At 60.2% G+C, this 21,258-nt stretch carries 21 protein-coding genes and 1 tRNA gene; 10 read left to right on the top strand and 12 right to left on the bottom strand.

What is annotated here, in order from left to right; genetic code table 11:
- The first annotated feature begins 30 nt into the window (after positions 1–30).
- Positions 31–1,524 (top strand): pyruvate kinase, encoded by a 1,494-nt coding sequence (gene pyk, locus JMY29_RS08760; protein ID WP_035733916.1) that lies wholly within the window; start codon positions 31–33, stop codon positions 1,522–1,524.
- 141 nt (positions 1,525–1,665) lie between these two features.
- Here the strand turns inward: pyk and JMY29_RS08765 are convergent, their stop codons facing one another.
- Entirely contained in the window at positions 1,666–2,271 is a 606-nt protein-coding gene (locus tag JMY29_RS08765; RefSeq protein ID WP_189075701.1) for an ANTAR domain-containing response regulator, read from the bottom strand.
- Positions 2,272–2,458: 187 nt separating this feature from the next.
- Between JMY29_RS08765 and JMY29_RS08770 the strand changes: the two genes are divergently transcribed.
- A tRNA-Leu gene (locus JMY29_RS08770) sits at positions 2,459–2,540 on the top strand.
- A gap of 1,042 nt (positions 2,541–3,582) precedes the next feature.
- On the opposite strand, the gene JMY29_RS08775 is transcribed toward JMY29_RS08770, so the two are convergent.
- The 6 genes from JMY29_RS08775 to JMY29_RS08800 all read right to left on the bottom strand — a co-directional run bounded on the left by JMY29_RS08775 (position 3,583) and on the right by JMY29_RS08800 (position 10,142).
- Positions 3,583–4,959 (bottom strand): MFS transporter, encoded by a 1,377-nt coding sequence (locus JMY29_RS08775; protein WP_055977455.1) that lies wholly within the window; start codon positions 4,957–4,959, stop codon positions 3,583–3,585.
- A gap of 197 nt (positions 4,960–5,156) precedes the next feature.
- Positions 5,157–6,092, bottom strand: a complete 936-nt coding sequence (locus JMY29_RS08780; protein WP_189075700.1) for a quinone oxidoreductase family protein — start codon at positions 6,090–6,092, stop codon at positions 5,157–5,159.
- 142 nt (positions 6,093–6,234) lie between these two features.
- Complete coding sequence (locus tag JMY29_RS08785) at positions 6,235–7,710, bottom strand: NAD-dependent succinate-semialdehyde dehydrogenase (protein ID WP_209783721.1); 1,476 nt, start codon at positions 7,708–7,710, stop codon at positions 6,235–6,237.
- A 75-nt stretch (positions 7,711–7,785) separates the two neighbouring features.
- Positions 7,786–8,370, bottom strand: a complete 585-nt coding sequence (locus JMY29_RS08790) for a thiamine pyrophosphate-dependent enzyme (protein ID WP_189075699.1) — start codon at positions 8,368–8,370, stop codon at positions 7,786–7,788.
- Positions 8,367–8,918, bottom strand: a complete 552-nt coding sequence (locus JMY29_RS08795; protein ID WP_189075698.1) for a thiamine pyrophosphate-binding protein — start codon at positions 8,916–8,918, stop codon at positions 8,367–8,369. The genes JMY29_RS08790 and JMY29_RS08795 overlap by 4 nt, the downstream gene beginning before the upstream one ends.
- 6 nt (positions 8,919–8,924) lie before the next feature.
- Positions 8,925–10,142 (bottom strand): pyridoxal phosphate-dependent aminotransferase, encoded by a 1,218-nt coding sequence (locus JMY29_RS08800; RefSeq protein WP_055976479.1) that lies wholly within the window; start codon positions 10,140–10,142, stop codon positions 8,925–8,927.
- Between the two features lie 168 nt (positions 10,143–10,310).
- Here JMY29_RS08800 and JMY29_RS08805 point away from each other — a divergent pair, with 168 nt between their 5' ends.
- The 5 genes from JMY29_RS08805 (at position 10,311) to JMY29_RS08825 (ending at position 14,488) form a co-directional block, all read left to right on the top strand.
- A complete protein-coding gene (locus JMY29_RS08805) occupies positions 10,311–11,030 on the top strand; it encodes a GntR family transcriptional regulator (RefSeq protein ID WP_082499822.1) in 720 nt (239 codons plus the stop codon).
- 275 nt (positions 11,031–11,305) lie between these two features.
- Positions 11,306–12,034 (top strand): amino acid ABC transporter ATP-binding protein, encoded by a 729-nt coding sequence (locus tag JMY29_RS08810; RefSeq protein WP_039241428.1) that lies wholly within the window; start codon positions 11,306–11,308, stop codon positions 12,032–12,034.
- Positions 12,035–12,062: 28 nt separating this feature from the next.
- A complete protein-coding gene (locus tag JMY29_RS08815; protein WP_429331906.1) occupies positions 12,063–12,902 on the top strand; it encodes a glutamate ABC transporter substrate-binding protein in 840 nt (279 codons plus the stop codon).
- A gap of 33 nt (positions 12,903–12,935) precedes the next feature.
- Positions 12,936–13,616 (top strand): amino acid ABC transporter permease, encoded by a 681-nt coding sequence (locus JMY29_RS08820; RefSeq protein WP_055976475.1) that lies wholly within the window; start codon positions 12,936–12,938, stop codon positions 13,614–13,616.
- Entirely contained in the window at positions 13,613–14,488 is an 876-nt protein-coding gene (locus JMY29_RS08825) for an amino acid ABC transporter permease (protein WP_055976472.1), read from the top strand. The genes JMY29_RS08820 and JMY29_RS08825 overlap by 4 nt, the downstream gene beginning before the upstream one ends.
- A 17-nt stretch (positions 14,489–14,505) precedes the next feature.
- On the opposite strand, the gene JMY29_RS08830 is transcribed toward JMY29_RS08825, so the two are convergent.
- The gene (locus JMY29_RS08830) at positions 14,506–14,838 is read right to left on the bottom strand and encodes an ArsR/SmtB family transcription factor (protein ID WP_055976469.1); all 333 of its coding nucleotides are present in this window, start codon (positions 14,836–14,838) and stop codon (positions 14,506–14,508) included.
- Positions 14,839–14,936: 98 nt separating this feature from the next.
- Here JMY29_RS08830 and JMY29_RS08835 point away from each other — a divergent pair, with 98 nt between their 5' ends.
- Positions 14,937–15,587, top strand: coding sequence for an NAD(P)-binding oxidoreductase (locus JMY29_RS08835; protein ID WP_055976508.1), 651 nt, complete (start codon positions 14,937–14,939; stop codon positions 15,585–15,587).
- Positions 15,588–15,667: 80 nt separating this feature from the next.
- On the opposite strand, the gene JMY29_RS08840 is transcribed toward JMY29_RS08835, so the two are convergent.
- The 3 genes from JMY29_RS08840 to JMY29_RS08850 all read right to left on the bottom strand — a co-directional run bounded on the left by JMY29_RS08840 (position 15,668) and on the right by JMY29_RS08850 (position 18,352).
- Positions 15,668–16,354: a GntR family transcriptional regulator gene (locus tag JMY29_RS08840; protein ID WP_055976467.1), complete on the bottom strand. Its 687-nt coding sequence runs from the start codon at positions 16,352–16,354 to the stop codon at positions 15,668–15,670.
- A gap of 77 nt (positions 16,355–16,431) precedes the next feature.
- Positions 16,432–16,818 (bottom strand): nuclear transport factor 2 family protein, encoded by a 387-nt coding sequence (locus tag JMY29_RS08845; RefSeq protein WP_189075697.1) that lies wholly within the window; start codon positions 16,816–16,818, stop codon positions 16,432–16,434.
- A gap of 67 nt (positions 16,819–16,885) precedes the next feature.
- Positions 16,886–18,352 (bottom strand): aldehyde dehydrogenase family protein, encoded by a 1,467-nt coding sequence (locus JMY29_RS08850; RefSeq protein WP_055976461.1) that lies wholly within the window; start codon positions 18,350–18,352, stop codon positions 16,886–16,888.
- A 219-nt stretch (positions 18,353–18,571) separates the two neighbouring features.
- On the opposite strand from JMY29_RS08850, the gene JMY29_RS08855 reads away from it, so the two are divergent.
- Together JMY29_RS08855 and JMY29_RS08860 are read left to right on the top strand one after the other, a co-directional pair.
- Complete coding sequence (locus JMY29_RS08855) at positions 18,572–18,985, top strand: GFA family protein (protein ID WP_039240861.1); 414 nt, start codon at positions 18,572–18,574, stop codon at positions 18,983–18,985.
- 109 nt (positions 18,986–19,094) lie between these two features.
- On the top strand, positions 19,095–20,393 hold the full coding sequence (locus tag JMY29_RS08860; protein ID WP_189075696.1) for a glutamate-cysteine ligase family protein: 1,299 nt from the start codon (positions 19,095–19,097) through the stop codon (positions 20,391–20,393).
- Here the strand turns inward: JMY29_RS08860 and JMY29_RS08865 are convergent.
- Complete coding sequence (locus JMY29_RS08865; protein WP_055976457.1) at positions 20,390–21,076, bottom strand: response regulator transcription factor; 687 nt, start codon at positions 21,074–21,076, stop codon at positions 20,390–20,392. The two genes, JMY29_RS08860 and JMY29_RS08865, sit on opposite strands and share 4 nt — an antisense overlap.
- Between the last annotated feature and the right edge of the window lie 182 nt (positions 21,077–21,258).

The following is a 21,258-nucleotide window of genomic DNA, read 5'->3' on the forward strand; positions in this document are numbered from 1 at the left end:
CAATCAGCATGAACTACTTAGGGTAGGTATATGAGACGCGCGAAAATTGTGGCAACTTTCGGCCCGGCTATCTCCAGCTTCGACAACACCCTCGCGGTGCTGGAGGCCGGCGTCGACGTTGCTCGCATGAACATGAGCCACGGCGACTACTCCGTGCACGACAACACCTACGAGAACGTCCGCAAGGCTGCGGCCCAGTTGGGCAAGCCCGTGGCCATCATGGCCGACCTCCAGGGACCCAAGATCCGCCTTGGACGTTTTGTTGACGGCCCGCACGAGCTGGCTGTCGGCGACACCTTCACCATCACCACTGAAGACGTTCCCGGCACCAAGGACATCTGCTCCACCACGCTCAAGAGCCTCACCGAGGACGTCAACGTCGGCGACGCACTGTTGATCGACGACGGCAAGGTGGCGCTGCGCGCCATCGAAGTTGACGACGTCAAGGTTGTCGCCACGGTCACCGTCGGCGGCAAGGTGTCCAACAACAAGGGCATCAACCTTCCCGGTGTTGCCGTCAACGTTCCGGCGTTGAGCGAAAAGGACGAGGACGACCTCCGTTGGGCCCTCAAGCGCGGTGCTGACCTCATCGCCCTCTCGTTCGTGCGTGATGCCTCCGACATCAAGCGCGTCCACGAGATCATGGACGAAGAAGGCCGTCGCGTGCCGGTAATCGCCAAGATCGAAAAGCCGCAGGCCGTGGAGCAGCTCCACGAAATCATCGACGCGTTCGACGCCATCATGGTTGCCCGTGGCGACCTCGGCGTCGAACTTCCGCTCGAAGAGGTGCCGATCGTCCAGAAGCGTGCCATCGAACTGGCACGCCGCTGGGCCAAGCCGGTCATCGTGGCCACCCAGGTCCTCGAATCCATGATCGACAACCCGCGCCCGACCCGCGCCGAAGCCTCCGACTGCGCCAACGCAGTCCTCGACGGCGCCGACGCGGTCATGCTCTCCGGCGAAACCTCCGTGGGCCAGTACCCCATCGAGACCGTCAAGGTCATGGCACGGATCATCGAGTCCACCGAAGTCCACGGTCTTGAGCGCGTACCCCCGCTGGGTACCAAGCCCAAGACCCGCGGTGGCGCCATCACCCGTGCCGCCGTCGAAATCGCCGACCAGCTGGATGCAAAGTACATCTGTACTTTCACCCAGTCCGGTGACTCGGCACGCCGTCTTTCGCGCCTCCGCCCGGTCAAGCCGGTCTTCGCGTTCACGCCGGTGGAGCACGTCTGGAACCAGCTGGCCCTCACCTGGGGCATCCAGCCGGTACTGGTTCCCTCCGTGGGCCACACCGACGAGATGACGGCGCAGGTGGACAAGAGCCTGTTGGAAATGGATCTCGTGGACGAAGGCGACCTAGTTGTCATCGCAGCCGGTTCCCCTCCAGGACAGGCCGGTTCCACGAACTCGCTGAAGGTCCACAAGGTAGGCGACCTCGCCGACACATCCAAGACCGACGACGGTTCGCGTAAGGAACCTGTTGGTCCTTGGCCCGAAAAGAAGTCCAAGGCCAAGAACTAAGCCTCAGCTTTGACACAGCCGGCCCCGCCATTTGGCGGGGCCGGCTGTGTTTTGTCTTGGGTTTCTTTAATTCGTGGTGAGTACGACGGCGGCCGCGCACCTCATGCGAGGTACGCGGCCGCCGTAGTGCGTTGCGTTTAGTTAGTTGACCTGGTTGATGATGGTCTCGGCAACCTCACGCATGCTGAGGCGGCGGTCCATGGAGGTCTTCTGGATCCAGCGGAAAGCTTCCGGTTCCGTCAGGCCCATCTTGGTGGTCAGGAGGCTCTTGGCGCGCTCTACAAGCTTGCGCGTGGCGAACTGCTCCTGGAGGTCGGACACCTCGTTTTCCAGGGCCTTGATTTCCTCGTGGCGCGAGAGGGCGATCTCAATGGCCGGGATCAGGTCCGCGGGGGAGAACGGCTTGACGACGTAAGCCATGGCACCGGCGTCGCGGGCGCGCTCCACCAATTCCTTCTGGCTGAACGCGGTCAGCAGGACGACGGGAGCAATGCGGGCCTTGACGATCTTCTCGGCTGCCGAGATGCCATCCATGACGGGCATCTTCACATCCATGAGGACAAGGTCGGGCTTGAGTTCCTCGGCCAGCTGCACGGCCTTCTCGCCGTTGTCCGCCTCGCCTATGACGTCATACCCTTCGCCCTTCAGGATCTCGATAATGTCCAAGCGGATGAGTGTTTCATCCTCGGCTACGACAACGCGTCGGGCCGGCTGGGCTGTAGACGTGGACTCCGTCTGTTCGGTCACGGGATCTCCTTGAAAAGGTTCGGCGGGTTCATGTCCATCTTAGTGTGGACTCTTTGATGGCAGGTTTTGTTGCATCAGCGCGTCCGGTTCTTTGAATCAGCCTATCTGCATGTAGAGTAGTTTCGCGTGCTGGGAAAGGATCGCGTTGCTCACAGGAATGAGAGCAGCTGAACTCCCAGTATTCCGGGCCCGAGTGGCGGAATTGGCAGACGCGCCGCACTCAAAATGCGGTATCGAAAGGTGTGTGGGTTCGAGTCCCACCTCGGGCACGGCATACCCCCTCGTCAGAGGGGGTTTTTGCTTTAACGTGTGTACATTCTGGGTGGTCAGGTTCCTCTGACACTGGCCGCGGGGTGTGCCTGGCGCCGCGGGTCGCCTATGCAGTTGTGGGGGAGCGGGTTCAGGGTCGTGGCCGGTGGGCCCTCCGCCTGCTCTGAACTGGGGTTATACGGTCCTTTCCTGGTTCGTTCGGTAGGTCGTGGTTGGCGTACACCTCTTCATGGGTAGGGATGCTGCGCACGACATGACTTTGGGAACTTGCACTAACGATCCTGACTTCGATTTGTTCCTGAAACGAGGAGACGTGGATGGTGACTTCTTTGTCAGGCCAAAGGAGGTGTGTACATCGTCCATACTTAAATCCTCTTTATTGCGCCTGCTGCGGCCAAGAGAACTTCCCTCATTGCGCCTACATCTACTCATGCATGTGGGTGGTCATAGCGACATGACGCCGATTCGCAAACGCACCCTGGAGGTTCACCCTCGACGTGAGAGTTCAGTCGCCACGTTCGATCGAGTGCCTTCAGGATTGTAGTCGCATCCGAGCTGTCGCCGTGACGCGACTGAATGGGGCGCGCGCCGGACGCAGATGACCGCTGCCCCAGCGGTGCCCTCCGGCACATCGCAGTTCACGCCATCGTCGGTTGAGCATGTCCAAGACGATCGCTTTGCCGGTAGGGCGTGCATATGTCGCCCTTGGCCGCAGCGGGATGCCGTTCCTTTTTGCTACAGCCGAGAGGTAGGCAATGACTGCTAAGTTCAACTTAGGCAGCCTCGGCCACTGCTCGTTGACGTCGTTCAGGGACCACTGGGCGACTTCTGTGGCCACCGCCCAGTAGCGTATAAAGTCCAGTTCGCCGCCAGGACCTAACTCCCTACATATGGCACACGAAAATTCAACCAGCCACTTTCTCGGCTTGTAATCCGCTATCAACAAATATCGGTGAAGTTAGACACGACTAGCCTGATGGGAGTCGCAGTTCGTTGGATCTGGAGCTTAGGTTTACTCGCTCCTGAAGCACATTGCCTGGCTCAGATGGCGCGTCGGTCCGAAGGGCCGCTCAGCAGCAATAGCAAGAGTGCGGCGAGGACGACGAGGGCTGCGGCGAGTCGGAAGTTGAGAACCAGTCCAGTCAAAAAATCCGGCTGCAGGGTGAGTGTGGCACCAAAAGTCGCGACGCCCAAGGCGCCGCCTAGCTGCCGTGCTGAATTGAGGACTCCTCCGGCGGTTCCCGCGCGTTGGGCTGGAACGCGGTCCACAATGAGGGTTGTAAGCGGTGGAACAGTAAACGACCCACCAACACCAATCGGAACCATCACCAGCGCCACGATGACGATTGGTGTGTCTTGCGGTAGCAGGCTGAGGGCCACAAGTCCGGTGGCTACGCTGACTTGACCGCCAACTATGGTCCGCAGTTTGCCGAATCGTTCCATGGCAAGCGCAACCAACGGATTGAGGAGGACGACAAGCAAGCTCATGGGAAGGAAAAGCAACCCCGTGGTCAGGGGGTCGAGAGCTCGGTACTGCTGGAAGTAGAGGCTTTGAAGGAAGACGACCCCGCAGAAGGCGGCCATATTCACAAACGCAACACTTAGCCCTAGAACTGAGGCGGACGAGCTGAAGAGACTCAGCTGAATCATTGGGTGCCGTCCCCGAACTTGCGAGAATACGAATACGACACAACCAACAATTCCGAGGGCAAAGGACCCGAGGACCTGGGCACTTTCGTAACCGTGCTCAGCTCCTTCGATGATTCCAAAGGTCAGTCCGCCGAGTCCCAGCATGACTGTTATCTGTCCTGTCCAATCAAAGGGTCGCGGCTGCACTGCAGACCTCGGGACCTTAGTCAAAAGTAAGAGGGCAACAGCACCGACTGGAATGTTGATGAGGAAGATGAGGCGCCAGTCCAATTGAGTAAGAGCGCCGCCTACGATCGGGCCAGCCGCGGTAGCGATCGAGCCTCCCAACGCACACCTGACGATCGCCTTTCCTCGCTCCGTGGCCTCTGGGAAGGACTCCCGAATCAACCCAAGCGAGCTCGGGGTCATCATCGCGGCACCCACCCCTTGCAGAATTCTCCCAGCGACTAGGAGAATCAGTGATGGCGCAAGGGCGCAGGCCATTGAGGCGACGATGAAAATGGCCAAGCCGATCCCGAACGTGCGCCGAGCTCCCATGCCATCTGAGAGCGTCCCGCTGAACAGTTGAAGCGCAGAAAAAGTGATCAGGTAACTTGTCACGACCCATTGAAGTCCAGCTAGGCCGCCACCAAAGCTGATTCGGATGTCGGGTAGCGCTACGTTAACAATCTGCGCGTCCAACGAGATGACGAAGAACCCCAGCATTGCGACAGCGAGCGGTGCTATCGGTGCCCTTGAGCGGATGGGGTTTTCGGTTGTGACGGTCACCGTGTCTCCTGCGGGTGTATTTACGATCTTCAAAAGCATCTATGGCTGTTCTGGGGCGTTGCCTGAGCGAAGAAAATTAGGGTGCCGGGCGAGGCTGCCCGCTAGCCTTTCAGTCGGCATACGGCTGTGCTGCACGTGGGGCCGAACCCAGCATAAGGACCGGACACTTAGGAGCTCGAAGCACCAGATGGCAAGCGTTAGAAGGTTAGAACCAGACGGCCTCGAACGCCGCCCGCCTCCATCGCGCGATGTGCCGCGGCTGCTTCCTCGGCCGGGTAACTTCTGGCCACCCGCGGGGTAAGAACGCCTTTCTCGATGCTTTGCCTCAGTTTCGCCAAGAGGTCCACCCGGCCAGCGCCCTGGCTGACAGAGACGTGTTCCTTCCGGATTCCGCGCCCGGGGTCTCCGCTCCACGCCCGGACGATGACCATTGTTCCGCCGTCGGCAATGTCAGGAGTGACTTCAACGTTCTGCACGGAGGCGTCCACCAATCCGGCCACGCCGGCCGGTTGAAGATCTCGGATACGTCCTGCGACGTCCACCCCGCGCCGGACAACATGGTGCGCTCCCAAACCTCGTACTAGTGCTTCGTCAGCTTCTGAAGCATCTGCAATAACTTGTAGCCCTGCAGCCCGCGCGAGCTGAATGACGTATCCACCGAGTGCCCCAGCTGCACCGGTCACCGCAATTATCGCGCCCTTCGAGAGTGCCAAGGTGTCCAAGGCCATGACAGCAGTCAGTCCATTCATCGGGAGAGTTGCGGCGGCGAGGCTATCCATCCCCTTCGGTGTTGGAAATACGTGGGTGGCCCTCACGATAACGTGCTCTGCATAAGCGCCTCCACGGGGGCCGAACGGGAGGACGATCGCTGTGACATCCTCGCCAACCCATAGGGATACTCCTTCGCCAACCTCGTCTATCGTTCCAGCCGCCTCCATGCCGACGACGTAGGGCCGTTCCAAAGCTGTCATGGCTTGCTGACTCATGCCGGTGCGGGCCATTGTGTCTGCGGGGTTGACCGTGGCTGCCCGCACACGGATGCGGACCTCTCCTGGCCCGGCGTGCTGCTCTGGACGGTCGAATACATGCAGGACTTCAGGCCCTCCGAACTTACTAAATCCAATAGCTTTCACTGGACAGGACTCCTTTTGGCTGAGGGTGCGCGTTCTCCACAAGCGGGCTCACCGGCGCTTGGTGTCAATTTTTAGGGTCGGTTCGCAATCCCTGCCGGGACCTTGAGCCACAACGGTGCGGCTCGGTCGCGTGGTGGTGGTTTTAGAGTTGGATGCCGGTGTATTTGGTTTCTTGGTAGGCGTTGAGGCCTTCGGTTCCGCCTTCGCGGTGGAGTCCGGATTGGTTGGTTCCGCCGAAGGGGGCTGCGGGGTTGGAGATGAGTCCGCGGTTGATGCCGGTCATGCCTGCGTCGATGGCGTTTGCGACGCGTAGTGCGCGGGAGAGGTTTTCGGTGAAGATGTAGGAGGCTAGTCCGTAGGGGGTGTTGTTGGCCTCATGGATTGCTTCGTTTTCGGTGTCGAAGGTGTAGATAGCTGCGACGGGACCGAAGATTTCCTCGGTGCGGATCTCTGCGTTGGTGGGGATGTTGGTCAGGACCGTGGCCGGGTAGTAAGAACCAGGGCCCTGGGGAATAGTTCCACCCGTGAGGCAAACGGCACCCTTGGCGACGGCGTCCGTTACTAGGGCAGCCACCGTCTTTACTTGTTTGGCGTCCACGAGAGGTCCCAGGTCCGTGTCGGGGTGTGCGCCGTCGCCGAGACGAGCAGCAGCCATGCGTTCGGTGAAGCGGGCGGTGAATTCGGCGGCGATGTTGTTTTGGACGTAGATGCGGTTGGCGCCGACGCAGGATTGGCCTCCGTTGCGGAGTTTGGCGAGCATGGCGCCCTCGACAGCTTGGTCAAGGTCGGCGTCGTCGAACACGATCAGGGGTGCGTTGCCGCCGAGTTCCATGGAGGTGTTCATGACGTTTTCGGCTGCTTGGGCCAAGAGCGCACGCCCGACCTGTGTGGAGCCGGTGAAGGAGATCTTGCGGACTCGTGAGTCCTTCATGATGGCGGCGATAACGTCGCGGGAGTTGTTGGTGGTGATGACGTTGACAACACCGGCGGGGGCGCCTGCTTCTTCGAGAACCCGCGCCAGTAATAGCGAAGTCAAAGGGGTCAGCTCTGCGGGCTTCAGGATGGTGGTGCATCCTGCGGCGAGGGCCGGGGCGATCTTCCGTGCGCCCATCGCGAGCGGGAAGTTCCAGGGCGTGATGAGCAGGGAAGGGCCGACGGGGCGTTTGGAGACGGCGATCTGGTAGTTGCCGCCGGGTTCGACGCCGTATTGGCCTTCGGTGTGTATCCGGCCGGCGGATTCGGCGAACCAGCGGAAGAAACCGGCGCCGTAGTCGACTTCGGTTTGGGCTTCCGGGAGGGGCTTGCCCATTTCTGCGGTGATCAGTGCCGCGAACTCGTCGCGGCGGGCCAGGATTCCTTCGTAGGTGCGGAAGAGGATGTCGGCACGTTCCCGGGCAGGGGTGGCGGCCCAGGCTGGTTGTGCGGTGGCGGCGGCATCGACTGCCGCGAGACCGTCGTGAACTGTTGCAGAGGGAACTTCCGCGATGGGTTCTCCGGTGGCCGGGTTGGCGACGGTGAGGTTTGCGTTGTTGCTCGAGGGGATCCAGGCCCCGCCGATGGGCATGAGGTTCTCCGGGAATCCAAGTGGGGGAGCGGGGGCAGTGGTGGTGTTTTCCATTGAAGTTCTCGTGCTTTCAGCAGGTTGGGTTCCTGCCGGGCCCGTTGGGGCCCGGCAGGAAGGAGGGGGGTGTGGTTAGGACGCTTCGGCCAAACGTGGGGTGAGCCAGTTTTGGAAGCGGTTGCCGTGGGTGACGGGGTCGATGAGGAGGAGTTTGGTGCCGGGTTCGTTGCCGGGTTCGGTGCGGGTGTGGATGAACCAGGGCCCGTCTTGGGTGAGGGTTTGTTTCAGGGCGAGGGTGAGTTCTTCGGGGTTGTCGGCGCGGAGGACTTTCAGGTCGACGGATTCGGCGAAGCGTCCGAGGTCGATGGTGACGGCTTGGGTTGGGATGGAGGCGGTGGAGGCGTAGACGCCGTTATCGAGCAGGATGATGACGAGGTTTTCGGGGGCGAGGTAGCCGGCGGTGATTGCTGAGCCGGGGTTCATGAGGAGGGAGCCGTCGCCTTCGATGACCACGGTGCGGGTGATGGGGGTGTTTTTGATGGCTTGGGCGATGCCGGTTCCGACGGAGATGGCCAGGCCCATGGCGTCCAGGAGGTAGAGGTGGTTGGGTCGGTCGGCGATGGAGGCCAGTTCGCGGGAGGTCGCGGCGCAGGTTGCGATCACGGGAACGTCCGGGGTGGTGTCAACGATGGCTTGGAGGGCTTCGATGCGTTTCATGCTTTTGCCTTTGCGTCTTTGGGGTCGAAGAATTCCATGAGGACCACGACGGGTCGGTAGGTCATGCGGGCGTGGTTGCCGGCTTCGGCGACGGTCGCGCCCCAGTCCTGGGCGGTGTTGCGTCGGTCGACCTGGAAGACGGGGATGTTCGTGGAGGCCAGCAACGCGGGGACGGGTGCGGAGATGGTGTGGATCATGGAGTTGTACTCGCCGAGCCCGCCGCGGGTGTTCGCGACGATGAGCAACGGCAGGTGGTAGGACACGGCGAACGTTGTCAGGGCGGTCAGGGCGTTGCCGAAGCCGTTGTCCTGCATGATGATGACCCCGAATTTCCCGGCGAACGGGTAGGCGCCAACAACACCGATGGCTTCTTCTTCGCGGGAGACGGGGTAGACCAGGGGCAGGTCCCCGTTGGTCTGGGCGGTGAGGACGCCGTTGATGATCGGGGCGATGGACGCGGAGGGCACGTAGGCGACGCCGTCGGGGGCCAGGCCCACGATCGCGTCCACCACTTCGGTGTGGCGGTCCTGGGTAATGGTGGTAGTCATGGGTGGTCAGGCTCCCTTGGGGTGTGGTGTGGTCAGGGTCTGGACGATGCGTCGCAGGCCTTCGGTGAGGTCATCGATGTGGCAGGCGTATGAGATGCGGATGGAGTGGGTTCCGCCGTCGGGGTCGAACGCGGTCCCTGGCACGACGGCGACGCGTTGTTCATCGAGGAGCCGTAGCGCCAGTTGTTCGGCTGGTTCGGCGGTCTCGGGTGTGTAGGTGAGGTAGAAGTAGAACGCGCCGTCGGGCTGGCTGACGGTGACGCCTGGAATGCCGGTGAGGATCTTCAGGCCGGCTTTGCGTCGTTCCTGGAATTCGGCGCGCATCGACTCTGCGTCGGGACCCGCGTGGCGGAGGGCTGCTGCAGCGCCGGGTTGGAGGAAGGTGGGGGCGCAGACGGTGGTGTACTGGCGCACCCTCAGTGCCGGTGTGATGAGTTCTTTGGGGCCGGCGAGCCAGCCGAGGCGCCAGCCGTCCATGGCGAAGGCTTTGGCGAAGCCGCCTACGACCAGAGTCCGTTCGCGGAGGTTTCCTACCGCCGCCGGGGATTGGTGCTGGATCTCGTCATAGACGAGGTCGGCGTAGATTTCATCGGACATCAGCAGCGCGTCGGTCGGTTCCAAAACGGTGGCCAGCTTTTCGATGTCCTCAGCAGTGGCGACACCCCCGGTGGGATTATTCGGGGTGCAGAGGATCACCATACGTGTCGCGGGGGTGATCGCGGCGGCGATCGCGTCGATATCAAGGCGGTAGTCATCGGTAGCGTCCAACCGGACAGGCACCGGGGTCGCCCCGGCCAGGCGGATGCAGGACTCGTAGTGGGCCCAGGCCGGTACGGGGAAGATCACTTCGTCACCGGGCCCGCAGAAAGCCATCAAGGCCAAGAACACCGCTTCGTTCGCGCCGATCGTGATGAGCACTTCGGTGCCCGGGTCATAGGTGGTCCCGCGGCGCTCTTGCAGATACGCACTGATCGCCTCACGCAGATCCAGCGTTCCCGCGTTCGGGCCGTAGTGGACCTCCCCGCGGTCCAACGACGCAGCCGCAGCGTCCTTGACTACCTGCGGGGTATCGAAATCCGGGCGCCCGATCTCGAAGTGGTACACCTTCTCACCCGCAGCGTCCAGCGCCGCAGCCTTATCAAAAATGGCCCTGATCGGCGACGGACCAATATCCCGCAACCGATCAGCAAACCGTCCAAACCGTGTAGTGGTAGCGGTACTCATAGGGATACTCCAATTTCAGGGGGATGCGGTGGTGGAATTGAGCCTGCATCGAAAGCAGGCGGCCGTCTTGGATTCAGCATCCCGCGATCCGGACAGGTTCCGGATGGAGTGCTGGGATAGTGTGGTAGACGTGACCAGCAAGCCTCCAACTGCAAGAATGTTAACATTATGAAATCTGACACCACAGCAAATGTCAAGAACGGAACCCTTCGCGCACCCCTGAAACGTCGCGGAATGGCCCAGGATGTCGCGGACCGGATCCGTGACGCAATTCTGGCCGGGGAAATACCTCCGGGGGAACGGATCAATGAAGTGGAGATGGCCGCGTCCCTATCCGTCAGTCGCGGACCAGTGCGGGATGCCATCGTTTTGCTGCGGCAGGAGGGCCTGCTTCAAGGCGACTGGCACCGAGGATCGCGGGTTACCGTCTTTACGCACAAAGACCTTGAAGAGATCTACTCGCTCCGGTACTCGATAGAGTTGCTCGCCGTTCAGCGGCTGATTGCACACCGCACCGGGAAGGATTTGGACCTCCTTCAAGTGCGTGCCGAGGACATTGAGCGGGCGGCCGCCCTGGGGGATAGGGGTGACATGCTCCAGTCGGACATTGCGTTTCATGATGCGATCTACGCCTGTGCCGGTCATGAGAGGTTGGAGCAGGTTTGGTTGGGTCTGCGTTCGCAGATCGCTTTGCTTCTCCTCAATCGACAGCAAGGCCATGATGATTACAGGGCCCGCATTGGCCCAGAGCATTGGGAAATGTTCCGCGTCATCCGCGACCAGGATGGTGCGAAGGCTGAAGAGCTGGTGCGTGAGCACATCGAGACTGCGTTCGAAAGAATCAAAGCCGACCTCGACAGCAAAGAACGCCTCCAAGGTGCAGGCTAGTCACACGTCCTTCTGAAAGTTCGCCAGCGGACGAAGCCCGGTGCCGGCCTCGTCCGCGTCCGGAGCTCCCGCATCGACTTGCCCTCTCCTGATCTTTGCCGTACAAATGTTAACATTCTTACTTTCGTAATTTAGGTCACATGGAGCCCGGGGTGAGAAACCTGCACCTACCCCCACGACCGTCGAGACGAAATATCCCCGAACGAATGGCGAACATGGAACTGCAAAAGTTTGTTAACAGCACTTCTGAGGCTGCTGCCGACGAGAAGAAGGCGATGATCTCCATCAGGGGGGTCAACAAGCATTTCGGACCTCTGCACGTGCTCCGTGATGTCAATCTTGAGGTTGCCCAGGGCCAGGTTGTGGTTGTCTTGGGTCCCTCTGGCTCGGGAAAGTCGACTCTCTGCCGAACTATCAACAGGCTGGAGACCGTCGAATCCGGCACGGTCGCCGTCGACGGCAAGCCTCTCCCCAAGGAAGGCAAGGCGCTGACGCGCTACAGGGCCGACGTCGGAATGGTCTTTCAGTCATTCAACCTCTTCGCCCACAAAACCATTCTCGAAAACGTCATGCTTGCACCACTCAAGGTGCGACGTATCGGAAAGGCCGAGGCTCAAACGCGGGCAATGGCCCTGCTCGAGAGGGTGGGTATAGCAAATCAGGCGCATAAACTCCCCGCCCAGCTTTCGGGTGGACAGCAGCAGCGTGTAGCCATTGCCCGGGCGTTGGCCATGGAGCCGAAGGTGATGCTCTTCGACGAACCTACCTCGGCTCTTGACCCGGAAATGGTCACCGAAGTACTGGATGTCATGACGTCTCTGGCGCAAGGAGGCATGACGATGCTCGTAGTCACGCACGAGATGGGCTTCGCTCGACGCGCCGCCGACCGGGTGGTGTTCATGGCCGATGGTCAGATCCTCGAAGACACAACGCCGGACCGGTTCTTTGACAACCCAACCACCGAGCGGGCCAAAGAGTTCCTCGGCAAGATCCTCAGCCACTGACAAGTCACCCCAATCTAGAAAGCAGCACATCGTGAAGCTCAAGTTCCTGGCCATTCCGGCCGCAGCGCTGTTCCTTGCCAGCTCGATCGCCGGTTGCTCCGGTGCATCCGACAAAGCCAAAACAGTTGAAGCCAGCGCACAATCGGGCCACCTCACCATCGGTATTTCCTTCGATCGCCCAGGGCTTGGAATCAAGACTCCCGACGGATCATTCAAGGGTTTCGATGTTGACGTTGCCAAGTATGTCGCCAAGAAGCTTGGCGTCGAGGAGTCTTCCATCACCTGGAAGGAAGCGACTCCGGCGCAGCGAGAGAGCCTGATCCAGAACGGGCAGGTGGACTATGTGGTGAACACCTACAGCATCAATGACGCCCGAAAGGAGAAGGTCGCCTTCGCGGGGCCTTACTTCCTGGCTGGCCAGTCGCTCCTGGTTCGTTCTGACTCCACAGACATCACGGGCCCGGAGTCCCTGAATGGGGGCAAAAAGTTGTGCTCGGTGACCGGTTCCACACCAGCACAGAACATCAAGAAGAACTACAGCAAGGACGCGCAGCTTCAGGAGTACGACACCCCTTCCGCATGCGTTGAAGCCCTGAAGAGCGGCGCCGTTGACGCAATGACCACGGATGATATTCAACTTGCCGGTTATGCAGCTGCCAATCAGGGAAAGCTGAAGCTTGTTGGCAGTACCTTCAGCAAGGAGAACTACGGCATTGGTCTGAAGAAGGATGACACCGCGGGCCGTGCCAAGATCAACGACGCCATTCAGTCCATGATCGACGACGGATCGTGGGCCAAAGCGTTTGAGAGCAACGTTGGACCGTCCGGTTATGCATTGCCCGCCACGCCAGTGGTAGACCGCTACTAGTCGGGCAGCCAGACAAGAGACTGGATAGTTAACATGAACATCCTCAACGAATACGGGGATCAGATCCTGGCGGCCTTCCTGATCACCCTGCAGCTCACGGCGCTGTCTGCACTGGGCTCGTTGGTATTGGGCACTGTCCTGACTGCCATGCGGGTATCACCGATTTGGGCGATGCGGACGCTTGCCACCGGGTACGTGAACATTATCCGGAATACCCCTTTGACCCTTGTGGTGCTTTTCGCATCGTTCGGATTGGCACAGCAACTCGGTATCACCTTGGCAGATCCAAAGTCCCCCACATCCATCACGGACAGCTCGTTCCGGCTGGCCGTCCTGGCCTTTAGCCTGTACACGTCGACGTTCGTATCCGAAGCGCTAAGGGCAGGTATTAATACGGTCCCTCCTGGCCAGTCGGAAGCGGCCCGGTCGTTGGGCCTGAACTTCGTGCAGGGCTTGGGCCACATCGTCTTGCCGCAGGCCTTCCGGGCGGTCATTGCGCCTTTGGGCAGCATCCTCATTGCGTTGACCAAAAACACAACGGTTGCGTCAGTCATAGGCGTGGCTGAAGCCGCCCTCCTGATGAAGGAAATGATCGAGAACACCTCCGCCCTCATCGTCGTTGGGCTGATCTTCGGGGCCGGCTTTATGTGCCTGACTCTTCCGACAGGTGCGGCTTTCGGATACCTAAGCAGAAAGTTTGAGGTAAAGCGATGAGCAACACTCAAGCGCCCATCAACAACCTGTATGACGTCCCCGGGCCCAAGGGGCAAATTCTGAACGTCGTCGTCAGCGCTCTGTGCGTCGTTGGGCTGGCAGCGGCCGGTTGGTTCGTGATGTCAGCCCTAGCAGGCAAGGGGCAACTGGCGCCGGAGAAGTGGCAGCCATTTCTCACGCCGGAAATGTGGCAGACCTACCTTCTGCCCGGGATCGTGGGAACACTTCAGGCTGCGGTCTTTGCCATCATCCTGGCCATAATTCTGGGAATCCTGCTGGGCATCGGGCGTCTCTCCGACAACCGGTTGGTGCGCTACGCGTGCGCCGCTGTGGTGGAGTTCTTCCGGGCAATTCCGCTGCTGATTCTGATGATTTTCTGCTTTCAGCTCTTCGCCGACTACGACCTGTTCCCGTCCACCGATCTTGCGGTTGCGGCGGTAATTACCGGCCTTGCCCTGAGCAACGGGGCGGTCATTGCAGAAATTGTGCGCGCAGGAATCAAAGCCATTCCACGAGGCCAAGGGGAAGCTGCTGTGGCTCTTGGCCTCGGCAGTGGACAAACACTCCGGATGATTCTCCTGCCCCAGGCGATCACGGCAATGCTCCCGGCAATCGTCGCTCAACTGGTAGTAGCGCTGAAGGACACTGCGCTTGGCTACCAAATCACCTACGTGGAAGCCGTGCGGCAAGGCATCCAGGCCGGCTCGGCCTATTCAAACTACATACCGGCGCTCGTAGTGATCGCGCTCGTGATGATTGTCATCAATCTGGGCCTGTCGCGGCTTGCAACCTATATTGAGCTTCGACTCCGAAGCGGCCGCAAGGCTCCTGTCGAATCAAAGGTTGGCGAGATCCTGGTTCCCCAGAACTAGACGCGGGCGGTCGTAGTTCAGGATGCTCGTTGCTTCAGCTCGGAACTGCGTTCTGCTGCAATGACGACGCTGAGCAAACCTGGAAACAGCGATTCCATAACGTCGGTTCGAAGCGTGTTGAGAATCGCCGTTCCCTGATAGTGCTGTTCTATGATTCCCGCCTCGCGAAGCACGCGGAAGTGATGAGTTGACGTGGACTTGCTCACGGGTAACTCAAATGCGATGCATGCCTGGTCGTCATGGCCATCGGCCAGTTGGGTCACGATCCGACGCCGGATAGGGTCGGCCAGTGCCGAAAGCACGCCATCGATGTGAATATCGTCGGGCGTAGGGTGGTCCAAAGTTCGCATTCTTCGATTATCCAAGAAGTTCAAGGACGTGACGATTTATAAGTCCTATGCTAGTCGTAGTACGATGATTATCGTATTTAACGTGGAGGGAGATGCACATGAAGATATTCCAAGTAGGCGCAGCGGGGGGAGTAGGCCGACGTCTGGCTCAACTGCTGAGTGGCCGCGGTGATGCCGTCACAGGAATGTTCAGGAATCCCGATCAAGCGGACACGGTTGCCTCCAGTGGCGCTACGCCCGTGGAGGGGGACCTGATTAAGGACTCCATTGAGGTGCTGGCCGAAAAGTTTAAGGGACACGATGCCGTCGTCTTCTCTGCTGGCGCCCATGGCACCGGAATCGACCAGACCACCCTCATCGACGGCAAGGGGTTGGAGAAGGCTGCCGATGCTGCCGCCCTCGCTGGGGTGTCCCGTTTTGTCCTGGTCTCCGCCTTCCCGGAGTCGGGGCGGGGTGAGTCGGTGAATGAACGTTTTGAGCACTATATGCGCACAAAGAAGACAGCAGACGTCTACCTCACACGCACTGACCTGGACTGGCTGATAGTTCGGCCGGGGCTTTTGACTGACGACCCCGGAGATGGACGGGTTACCGCGGGCCCTGCGATTGAGTACGGAGACATTCGACGCGATAACGTTGCGGCGTTCATTGACGCGGCGCTTCATAACCCACGGATGACCCGGACCATCGTCGAACTAACCGATGGCGAGACACCAGTGGCCGAGGCCGTGTCTACCCTCGTTGGCTGACAGGCAGAGACCGACTTTCCAAAGGCAAGAAGGGATGCACGCGAATCGCGTGCATCCCTTCCTTGTATTCATTCATGCTTTTATGGGTGTCCAGGCTTAGGCGTCGACTCCATGGCACTAAGTGCGGCTTCCGCAGCGTTTGATGCATGCACCTCACAAGCTCGCCGGGCTGCCTCGGGATCTCTAGTGATGGCCGCTGACGTGGTGATGTCCGTCAGTTCCGCCAGCATGAGCGGACTTCTCCCCGGGGAGCTTGTAGAGAGGGCCCTCAGTACTTGGGTGCGGGCATTGATTTGCCGAAGCATGCCCGAGATTTCGTTGTTGCCAGCGCCGGCCAGAAGTACCTCGTAGTAGCTGTCCTTCGCGGCGAGCAACTTCTGCGCCCCGCCTGCTGACTCTGCTCTTCGGATATCAAAAAGTCTCGCAACGAGTTGCCCGCGCTGAGCTTCTGTGGCTCGCTCGGCGAACAGGCTTCCGGCGAGCGATTCCAAAGCGCCGCGAACTTCATAGAGACTTCGGGCTTCGGCGGGTGTGAGGGTTGCAACTTCGGGGCCCTTGTTCGGCACCGTCACTATCAGTTGCTCGGACTCCAGCTGCCGCAGCGCTTCACGAATCACTGTCCGGCTGACGGAGAACTTATCGCAAAGCGCAGTCTCGACCAGCCTCTCCCCAGGACTGTACTCGGAGGTAACGATCGCCCGGCGAAGGGCGGCTACCACCTCTTGGCGCAATGGCGCGGCCGTTCGCTGGATTGCTTCCGAAATCATTCTCGACCCTCGCGTGTTGAATACCAGTAAGAACGAAAAAACCGGGGGAGGCGTAAGCCTCCCCCGGTTCTGTTGGACTAGGCCTCGTACTGGTGGTAGACCTTGGCGATGATCTTCCATTCGCCGTCCTGCTTCAACAGGGTGTGGAAGTCGGTGTAGTCAGCACCAATGGCGTCGTTTTCCATGTCGACCTTCACGACGGCAGTGGTCTGTGTGATACCGACGACGTCCACGCGGGTTTTGACGTCCGGAGCGGCGCCGTTTTCCGCGACGAAGTCGTACAGGTTCTTGATGGGGCCGCCCAGAAGCTGGCCGTTGGTGAAGCCATACATGGTGGCTTCGGCGTGGAAGGCCTCCGCGACGCCTTCGGGGCTGCCAACTCGCAGGCCTTCGACATACTTCTGAACGGTGCTGACGATCTGGTCATATTCGTCGGTCGGAACGACTTTGAGGTTCTTGGGCATGGTTTCTCCTTGTGAATGAGCGGGTCCGGTTCCGGCACCCTGGGATGGTTTGGCTGAAGAAAAGCTGCTAGCGCTTCCGAATCACAACGGTTTTGTTGTTGGTGTGCGAGGCCAGGCCTTCATCACCGTGTTCGACGCTCAGGCCCGACTGCTTGTGGCCACCGAACGGTGCGTGGTCTGGGTGGCTCTGGCCCTGGTTGACCCAGACGTTGCCCGAGTCGATGCGATCCGCCACGGCCAGGGCTCGCTCCTCGTCGCGTCCCCACACAGTTGCGCCAAGGCCGAAAATGGTGGCGTTTGCGCGCTCGATGACGTCGTCGACGTCGTCGTACACGAGGACGGGTACGATCGGCCCAAAAGGTTCCTCCTGGACGATGCGGCTGTTCTCGGGAGGGTTGTTGACGATGGTGACCGGGACGAAGTTCCCGTCCAGGGACTCGTCGATGGTGCCCCCGAGCGGGACGTCGTAGCCATTGCGTCGAGTGTCTTCGAAGAGGTCGCGAAGCTTGTCGTACTGCATGCGGTTATTGATGGGACCAAGATCGCTGGTGGGATCCATGCCGTCGCCGACCTTTTGTGTCTTGGCATAGTCCACGAGTGCGTTGACGAATTCTTCGTGGAAGGAGCGGTGCACGTAGATGCGCTTGGCCGCGATGCACCACTGACCCGAGTTTCCGAAGGCGGCGTTGAATACCTGCGGCACCGCGTCCCGCCAGTCCGCGTCCGGGAGCAGGATCGCAGGATCATTTCCACCCAGTTCGAGGGTGACCCGCTTGATGGTGCCAGCGGCCGAAGCCATGATCTTGGTACCGGTTTCCGTGGATCCCGTGAAGGTGATCATCCCGACGTCTGGGCTCTCGGTGAGGATCTGCCCAAGTTCGTTGCCGCCTGTGACGATGTTGAAGACGCCGGGCGGGAAGACCTGGGCTGCCAGCTCCCCGATCCGCAGTGCGCAGAGCGGGGTGTAGGGAGAAGGCTTGAGAACTACGGTGTTGCCGGTGATCAGCGCGGGGACGGTCTTCCACAGAACGTGAAGGTAGGGGTAATTCCACGGAATGATGGCCCCCACAACGCCGAGTGGTGAGCGGCGAAGTTCCACGCGCTTTTCATCGTCCTCCACCAGCACCTTGTCCTCAAGCCTCGACTTGGCAGTGTTGGGGATCCAGGGATTGGCAAGGTTAACTTCGAACGTCGCCTGATTGTGCCGTGGCTTGCCCTGCTCCAGAGAGAGCAAGGTAATGAACTCTTCTTTGTGGGCCTCGAGCGCCTCGAAGAATTCGACGATGATCGCTTCGCGCTCGTCTGCGGTCAGCGCCGCCCACGCAGGGAAAGCCCGTTTGGCGGCACCGATGGCGCGTTCCATGTGTTCCCGTGTGCCCTGGGGTGCGGATGCGAGGACCGAGTTTGTGGCCGGGTTGTAGACGTCAAAATGGTCCTCGGTCTGGATGATGTTGCCATCAATGAGCAGTCCGTAGGGTCCGTTGAAGTTCGGGGGCGTGATGGTACTCGTGCCCTCCGTAATGGAAACTCCCATGTGATCTCTCCTATCATGCGGCGGCTTGCCGTGGAGCGGTGAACAAAACGAATGCTGAAACAGATTCGGGTTTCAGTTTAGGGGCGCAGGGACTGGACACGCAAGACCTTTTGCCAAATTCTGAAATACGATATTGTTTCAGTTTAGGATGTGATGATCGACACGACAGCAGTGCGACCTCCCCTGAAGTCCCTTACCAATGAAGCTCAAGGAGCAGACATGAAACTCGACGGACAGTGCCTATGCGGTGAAGTCACCTACACGATTGACAGCGAACCGAAGTTCACGGCCTTGTGTCATTGCACCGATTGCCAGCGTCAGACCGGCGGCGCGTACTCGTTGGTCATCGGCGTTGACGACGACAAGCTGACAATCACCGGCGACGCGGTGAAAACGTTCATCACCGTCGGCGCTGAGCACAAGACCAACACCAACCGGTCATTCTGCGGGGAATGCGGTTCGCCAATTGTTGGCCGCATCGACGCGATGCCTGGATTGGCCTTCGTCAAAGCGGGAACACTCAACGACACGTCGTGGCTCAAGCCGACGGTGGAAGTTTGGTGCCGGTCCGCCCAGCCCTGGGTCGAGGCTCTCCCGGGTGCCGAGCGGTACGACGGCGACATCCCGGCCTGATTCGGGCCTGCGCGCCGGAGGCCGCGCAGAGTTGGGGTTTGGGTGGATCGCTTCCTGGAGGTGGTCCACCCAGACCCCTTTCTCTATTTTTCGAAAGGACCAAAACCTGATGACGTCCACCGGGATTCTCCGCGGCCATAACACCACCGCCGACCAGCAGGAAGCACCCCTTACGGTCGCTGCGGCCGAGGAGTGGATTCAGCGCACATGCTTCTCGACCGGCCCTGCCGGGCGCATCGGTCTCGAACTTGAGCTGCTCATGGGTCGAATCGGCGACCCCTCCTTGCAGCGTCCGTTTGCTGACGACAACTACCGGCGCTTGTTCTCGGAACTGCGGCCTCTGGACGTTCATGGAAATCTTACTCTGGAACCTGGTGGTCAGCTTGAGCTGAGCTCGCACCCCGAGGCCTCTTTGCGGGACGTCATTACATCGGTGCACGGCAGCCTGAAACTGTTGCGGGAGCAGGCGGCCGACCTGGATGCAATCCTCGTGGGTGCAGGAGTGTCCCCACACCTGGAGCCCAGGCGGATTACGCAAGCCCCACGTTACGCTGCCATGGAAAAGTATTTTGAACCGTGGGCGCCGGCGGGCCAAACCATGATGTGTTCCACAGCGTCAGTGCAGATCAACGTCGAGGCTGGGGCGGACGACGTCGAAATCCGTCATCGGTGGAACCTGCTGTATTCAATAGGGCCAGTGCTGGCAGCGACGTTCGCGAACTCGGGCTGGATCGGTGGTCGACGAAGTGGTTGGAAGAGCACACGGCTTGCGGCATGGCTCGCTCTGGACCCGGCCAGGACTGGAGTGCCGCCCTTCAGCGCTGCCCAGGATCCCGGAGTGTCTTACTCCCGATGGGCCTTGGACGCCCCCCTGATGATGATTCGGCGCGACGCGGGGGAGTGGCAAGCCCCGGCTGGCCTGACGTTCCGCGATTGGCTCCGTCTGGGGACAGCAGTGGTACCGGACCGACCCCCGGCAAACCTTGAGGACTTGAAGCAGCATTTGAGCACTCTCTTCCCCCATGTCCGGCCCAAAGGGTACTTCGAGATCAGATACATCGATGCCCAGCCCGGCTGCTGGTGGGCTGTTCCCGCCGCCGTAGTTTCCGCGCTCATCGCCAATCCCGCTGTCTCGGACCAAGCCAGAGGTATCTGTGCCGGTTCCCCGGACTGGGAAGTCTCTGCGCGTCTTGGGCTGGAGGATCCGGGAATTGCATCCCGGGCCGTGCAATTGATGTCGCTGGCTGCGGACGAGCTCCTGAATGATCCTGCTACGGCCAACCTTGCCAGGCAGGTTGAGGAATACGCGGAAACGTGGACTCTGCGGAGCCTGGCGCCCGCAGATGATCAACCGTCGGCCTGGGCAACCCGCAAGCAGGGCTGTGCCCTGGATACAGGCAGCTGCTAAATCAACCCAAGGTCTGTGGCAACAATGACAGCGCGCGTTCTGGTTGTCGAAGAAAGTTTGCCGCGCGCGTTCTCCATGTGCGTGGAAACCGTGCGTGGTGAGAGAAAGAGTTCGCTGGCAATTTGCGTGTCCGTCAGACCCCTCTTGACCATCCGGAGGATCTCCAACTCACGCGGAGTAAGCCCCAGGCTGCGGCTTTGCCTGGCGCGTTCGACCATCTCTGCAAGTACCGGTCGCAGAGCCGTCAACATAGGTGCCGTGAGGGCAGGCCAGGCCGCGCGATCGGTACTGAGGTTGCAAGTTCCCACGATCTGTCCCTTGACTGTCAGGGGCATCGTGACTCCGTTGTTGAACCCTTCTGGTCCGAAATGCAGAAGCGCGGGCGCTGAGGCCCGGTAGCCTGGGAGGTTATCCCAGTCATAAATGGTGGACTCATCCCGCAGTGCTTGTCTGGCCGCTTTGTCGTGGAGAAGCAGATCCCGGGTGATGTAGTCCACAACGCTGTCCCTGTAGCCCGAACTTCCCACCGCGATGTGGGTCTGAGCCATAGGATCCACGTACGTCAGAAGGATCGCCCCCGCACCGCTTTCGAAGCGAACGAGGTCGAAGTATGCGTTGCGCCGGCGAATAATGTCTTCGCTTTGCAGGTCCTGCAAGATGAGAACCCGGGACGCGGAGTCCATGTGGCCTCCATGGTTCGTAGGGAAAAGCTCACGTTGGTTGTCAGATAAAACCAGCGGCGACAATGACCCGGACAGCAAGTCTGTGGGGGTTTCGCATGAAGGGCTCGCACTTTGTAAAGCGATCCGGATCACAAATATACGTGAAATCACCGATGGTAGCCAGAGCGGGCCCTTCCTAGGCT

Source organism: Paenarthrobacter nicotinovorans, from assembly GCF_021919345.1.
Taxonomy (GTDB): Bacteria; Actinomycetota; Actinomycetes; order Actinomycetales; family Micrococcaceae; genus Arthrobacter; species Arthrobacter nicotinovorans.

Coding starts and splice junctions, on each gene's coding strand:
- pyk (WP_035733916.1), top strand. CDS start 31: ATGAGACGCGCGAAAATTGTGGCAACTTTCGGCCCGGCTATCTCCAGC.
- JMY29_RS08785 (WP_209783721.1), bottom strand. CDS start 7,710: ATGGAAAACACCACCACTGCCCCCGCTCCCCCACTTGGATTCCCGGAG.
- JMY29_RS08790 (WP_189075699.1), bottom strand. CDS start 8,370: ATGAAACGCATCGAAGCCCTCCAAGCCATCGTTGACACCACCCCGGAC.
- JMY29_RS08795 (WP_189075698.1), bottom strand. CDS start 8,918: ATGACTACCACCATTACCCAGGACCGCCACACCGAAGTGGTGGACGCG.
- JMY29_RS08800 (WP_055976479.1), bottom strand. CDS start 10,142: ATGAGTACCGCTACCACTACACGGTTTGGACGGTTTGCTGATCGGTTG.
- JMY29_RS08805 (WP_082499822.1), top strand. CDS start 10,311: ATGAAATCTGACACCACAGCAAATGTCAAGAACGGAACCCTTCGCGCA.
- JMY29_RS08810 (WP_039241428.1), top strand. CDS start 11,306: ATGATCTCCATCAGGGGGGTCAACAAGCATTTCGGACCTCTGCACGTG.
- JMY29_RS08820 (WP_055976475.1), top strand. CDS start 12,936: ATGAACATCCTCAACGAATACGGGGATCAGATCCTGGCGGCCTTCCTG.
- JMY29_RS08825 (WP_055976472.1), top strand. CDS start 13,613: ATGAGCAACACTCAAGCGCCCATCAACAACCTGTATGACGTCCCCGGG.
- JMY29_RS08830 (WP_055976469.1), bottom strand. CDS start 14,838: ATGCGAACTTTGGACCACCCTACGCCCGACGATATTCACATCGATGGC.
- JMY29_RS08835 (WP_055976508.1), top strand. CDS start 14,937: ATGAAGATATTCCAAGTAGGCGCAGCGGGGGGAGTAGGCCGACGTCTG.
- JMY29_RS08840 (WP_055976467.1), bottom strand. CDS start 16,354: ATGATTTCGGAAGCAATCCAGCGAACGGCCGCGCCATTGCGCCAAGAG.
- JMY29_RS08845 (WP_189075697.1), bottom strand. CDS start 16,818: ATGCCCAAGAACCTCAAAGTCGTTCCGACCGACGAATATGACCAGATC.
- JMY29_RS08850 (WP_055976461.1), bottom strand. CDS start 18,352: ATGGGAGTTTCCATTACGGAGGGCACGAGTACCATCACGCCCCCGAAC.
- JMY29_RS08855 (WP_039240861.1), top strand. CDS start 18,572: ATGAAACTCGACGGACAGTGCCTATGCGGTGAAGTCACCTACACGATT.
- JMY29_RS08860 (WP_189075696.1), top strand. CDS start 19,095: ATGACGTCCACCGGGATTCTCCGCGGCCATAACACCACCGCCGACCAG.
- JMY29_RS08865 (WP_055976457.1), bottom strand. CDS start 21,076: ATGGACTCCGCGTCCCGGGTTCTCATCTTGCAGGACCTGCAAAGCGAA.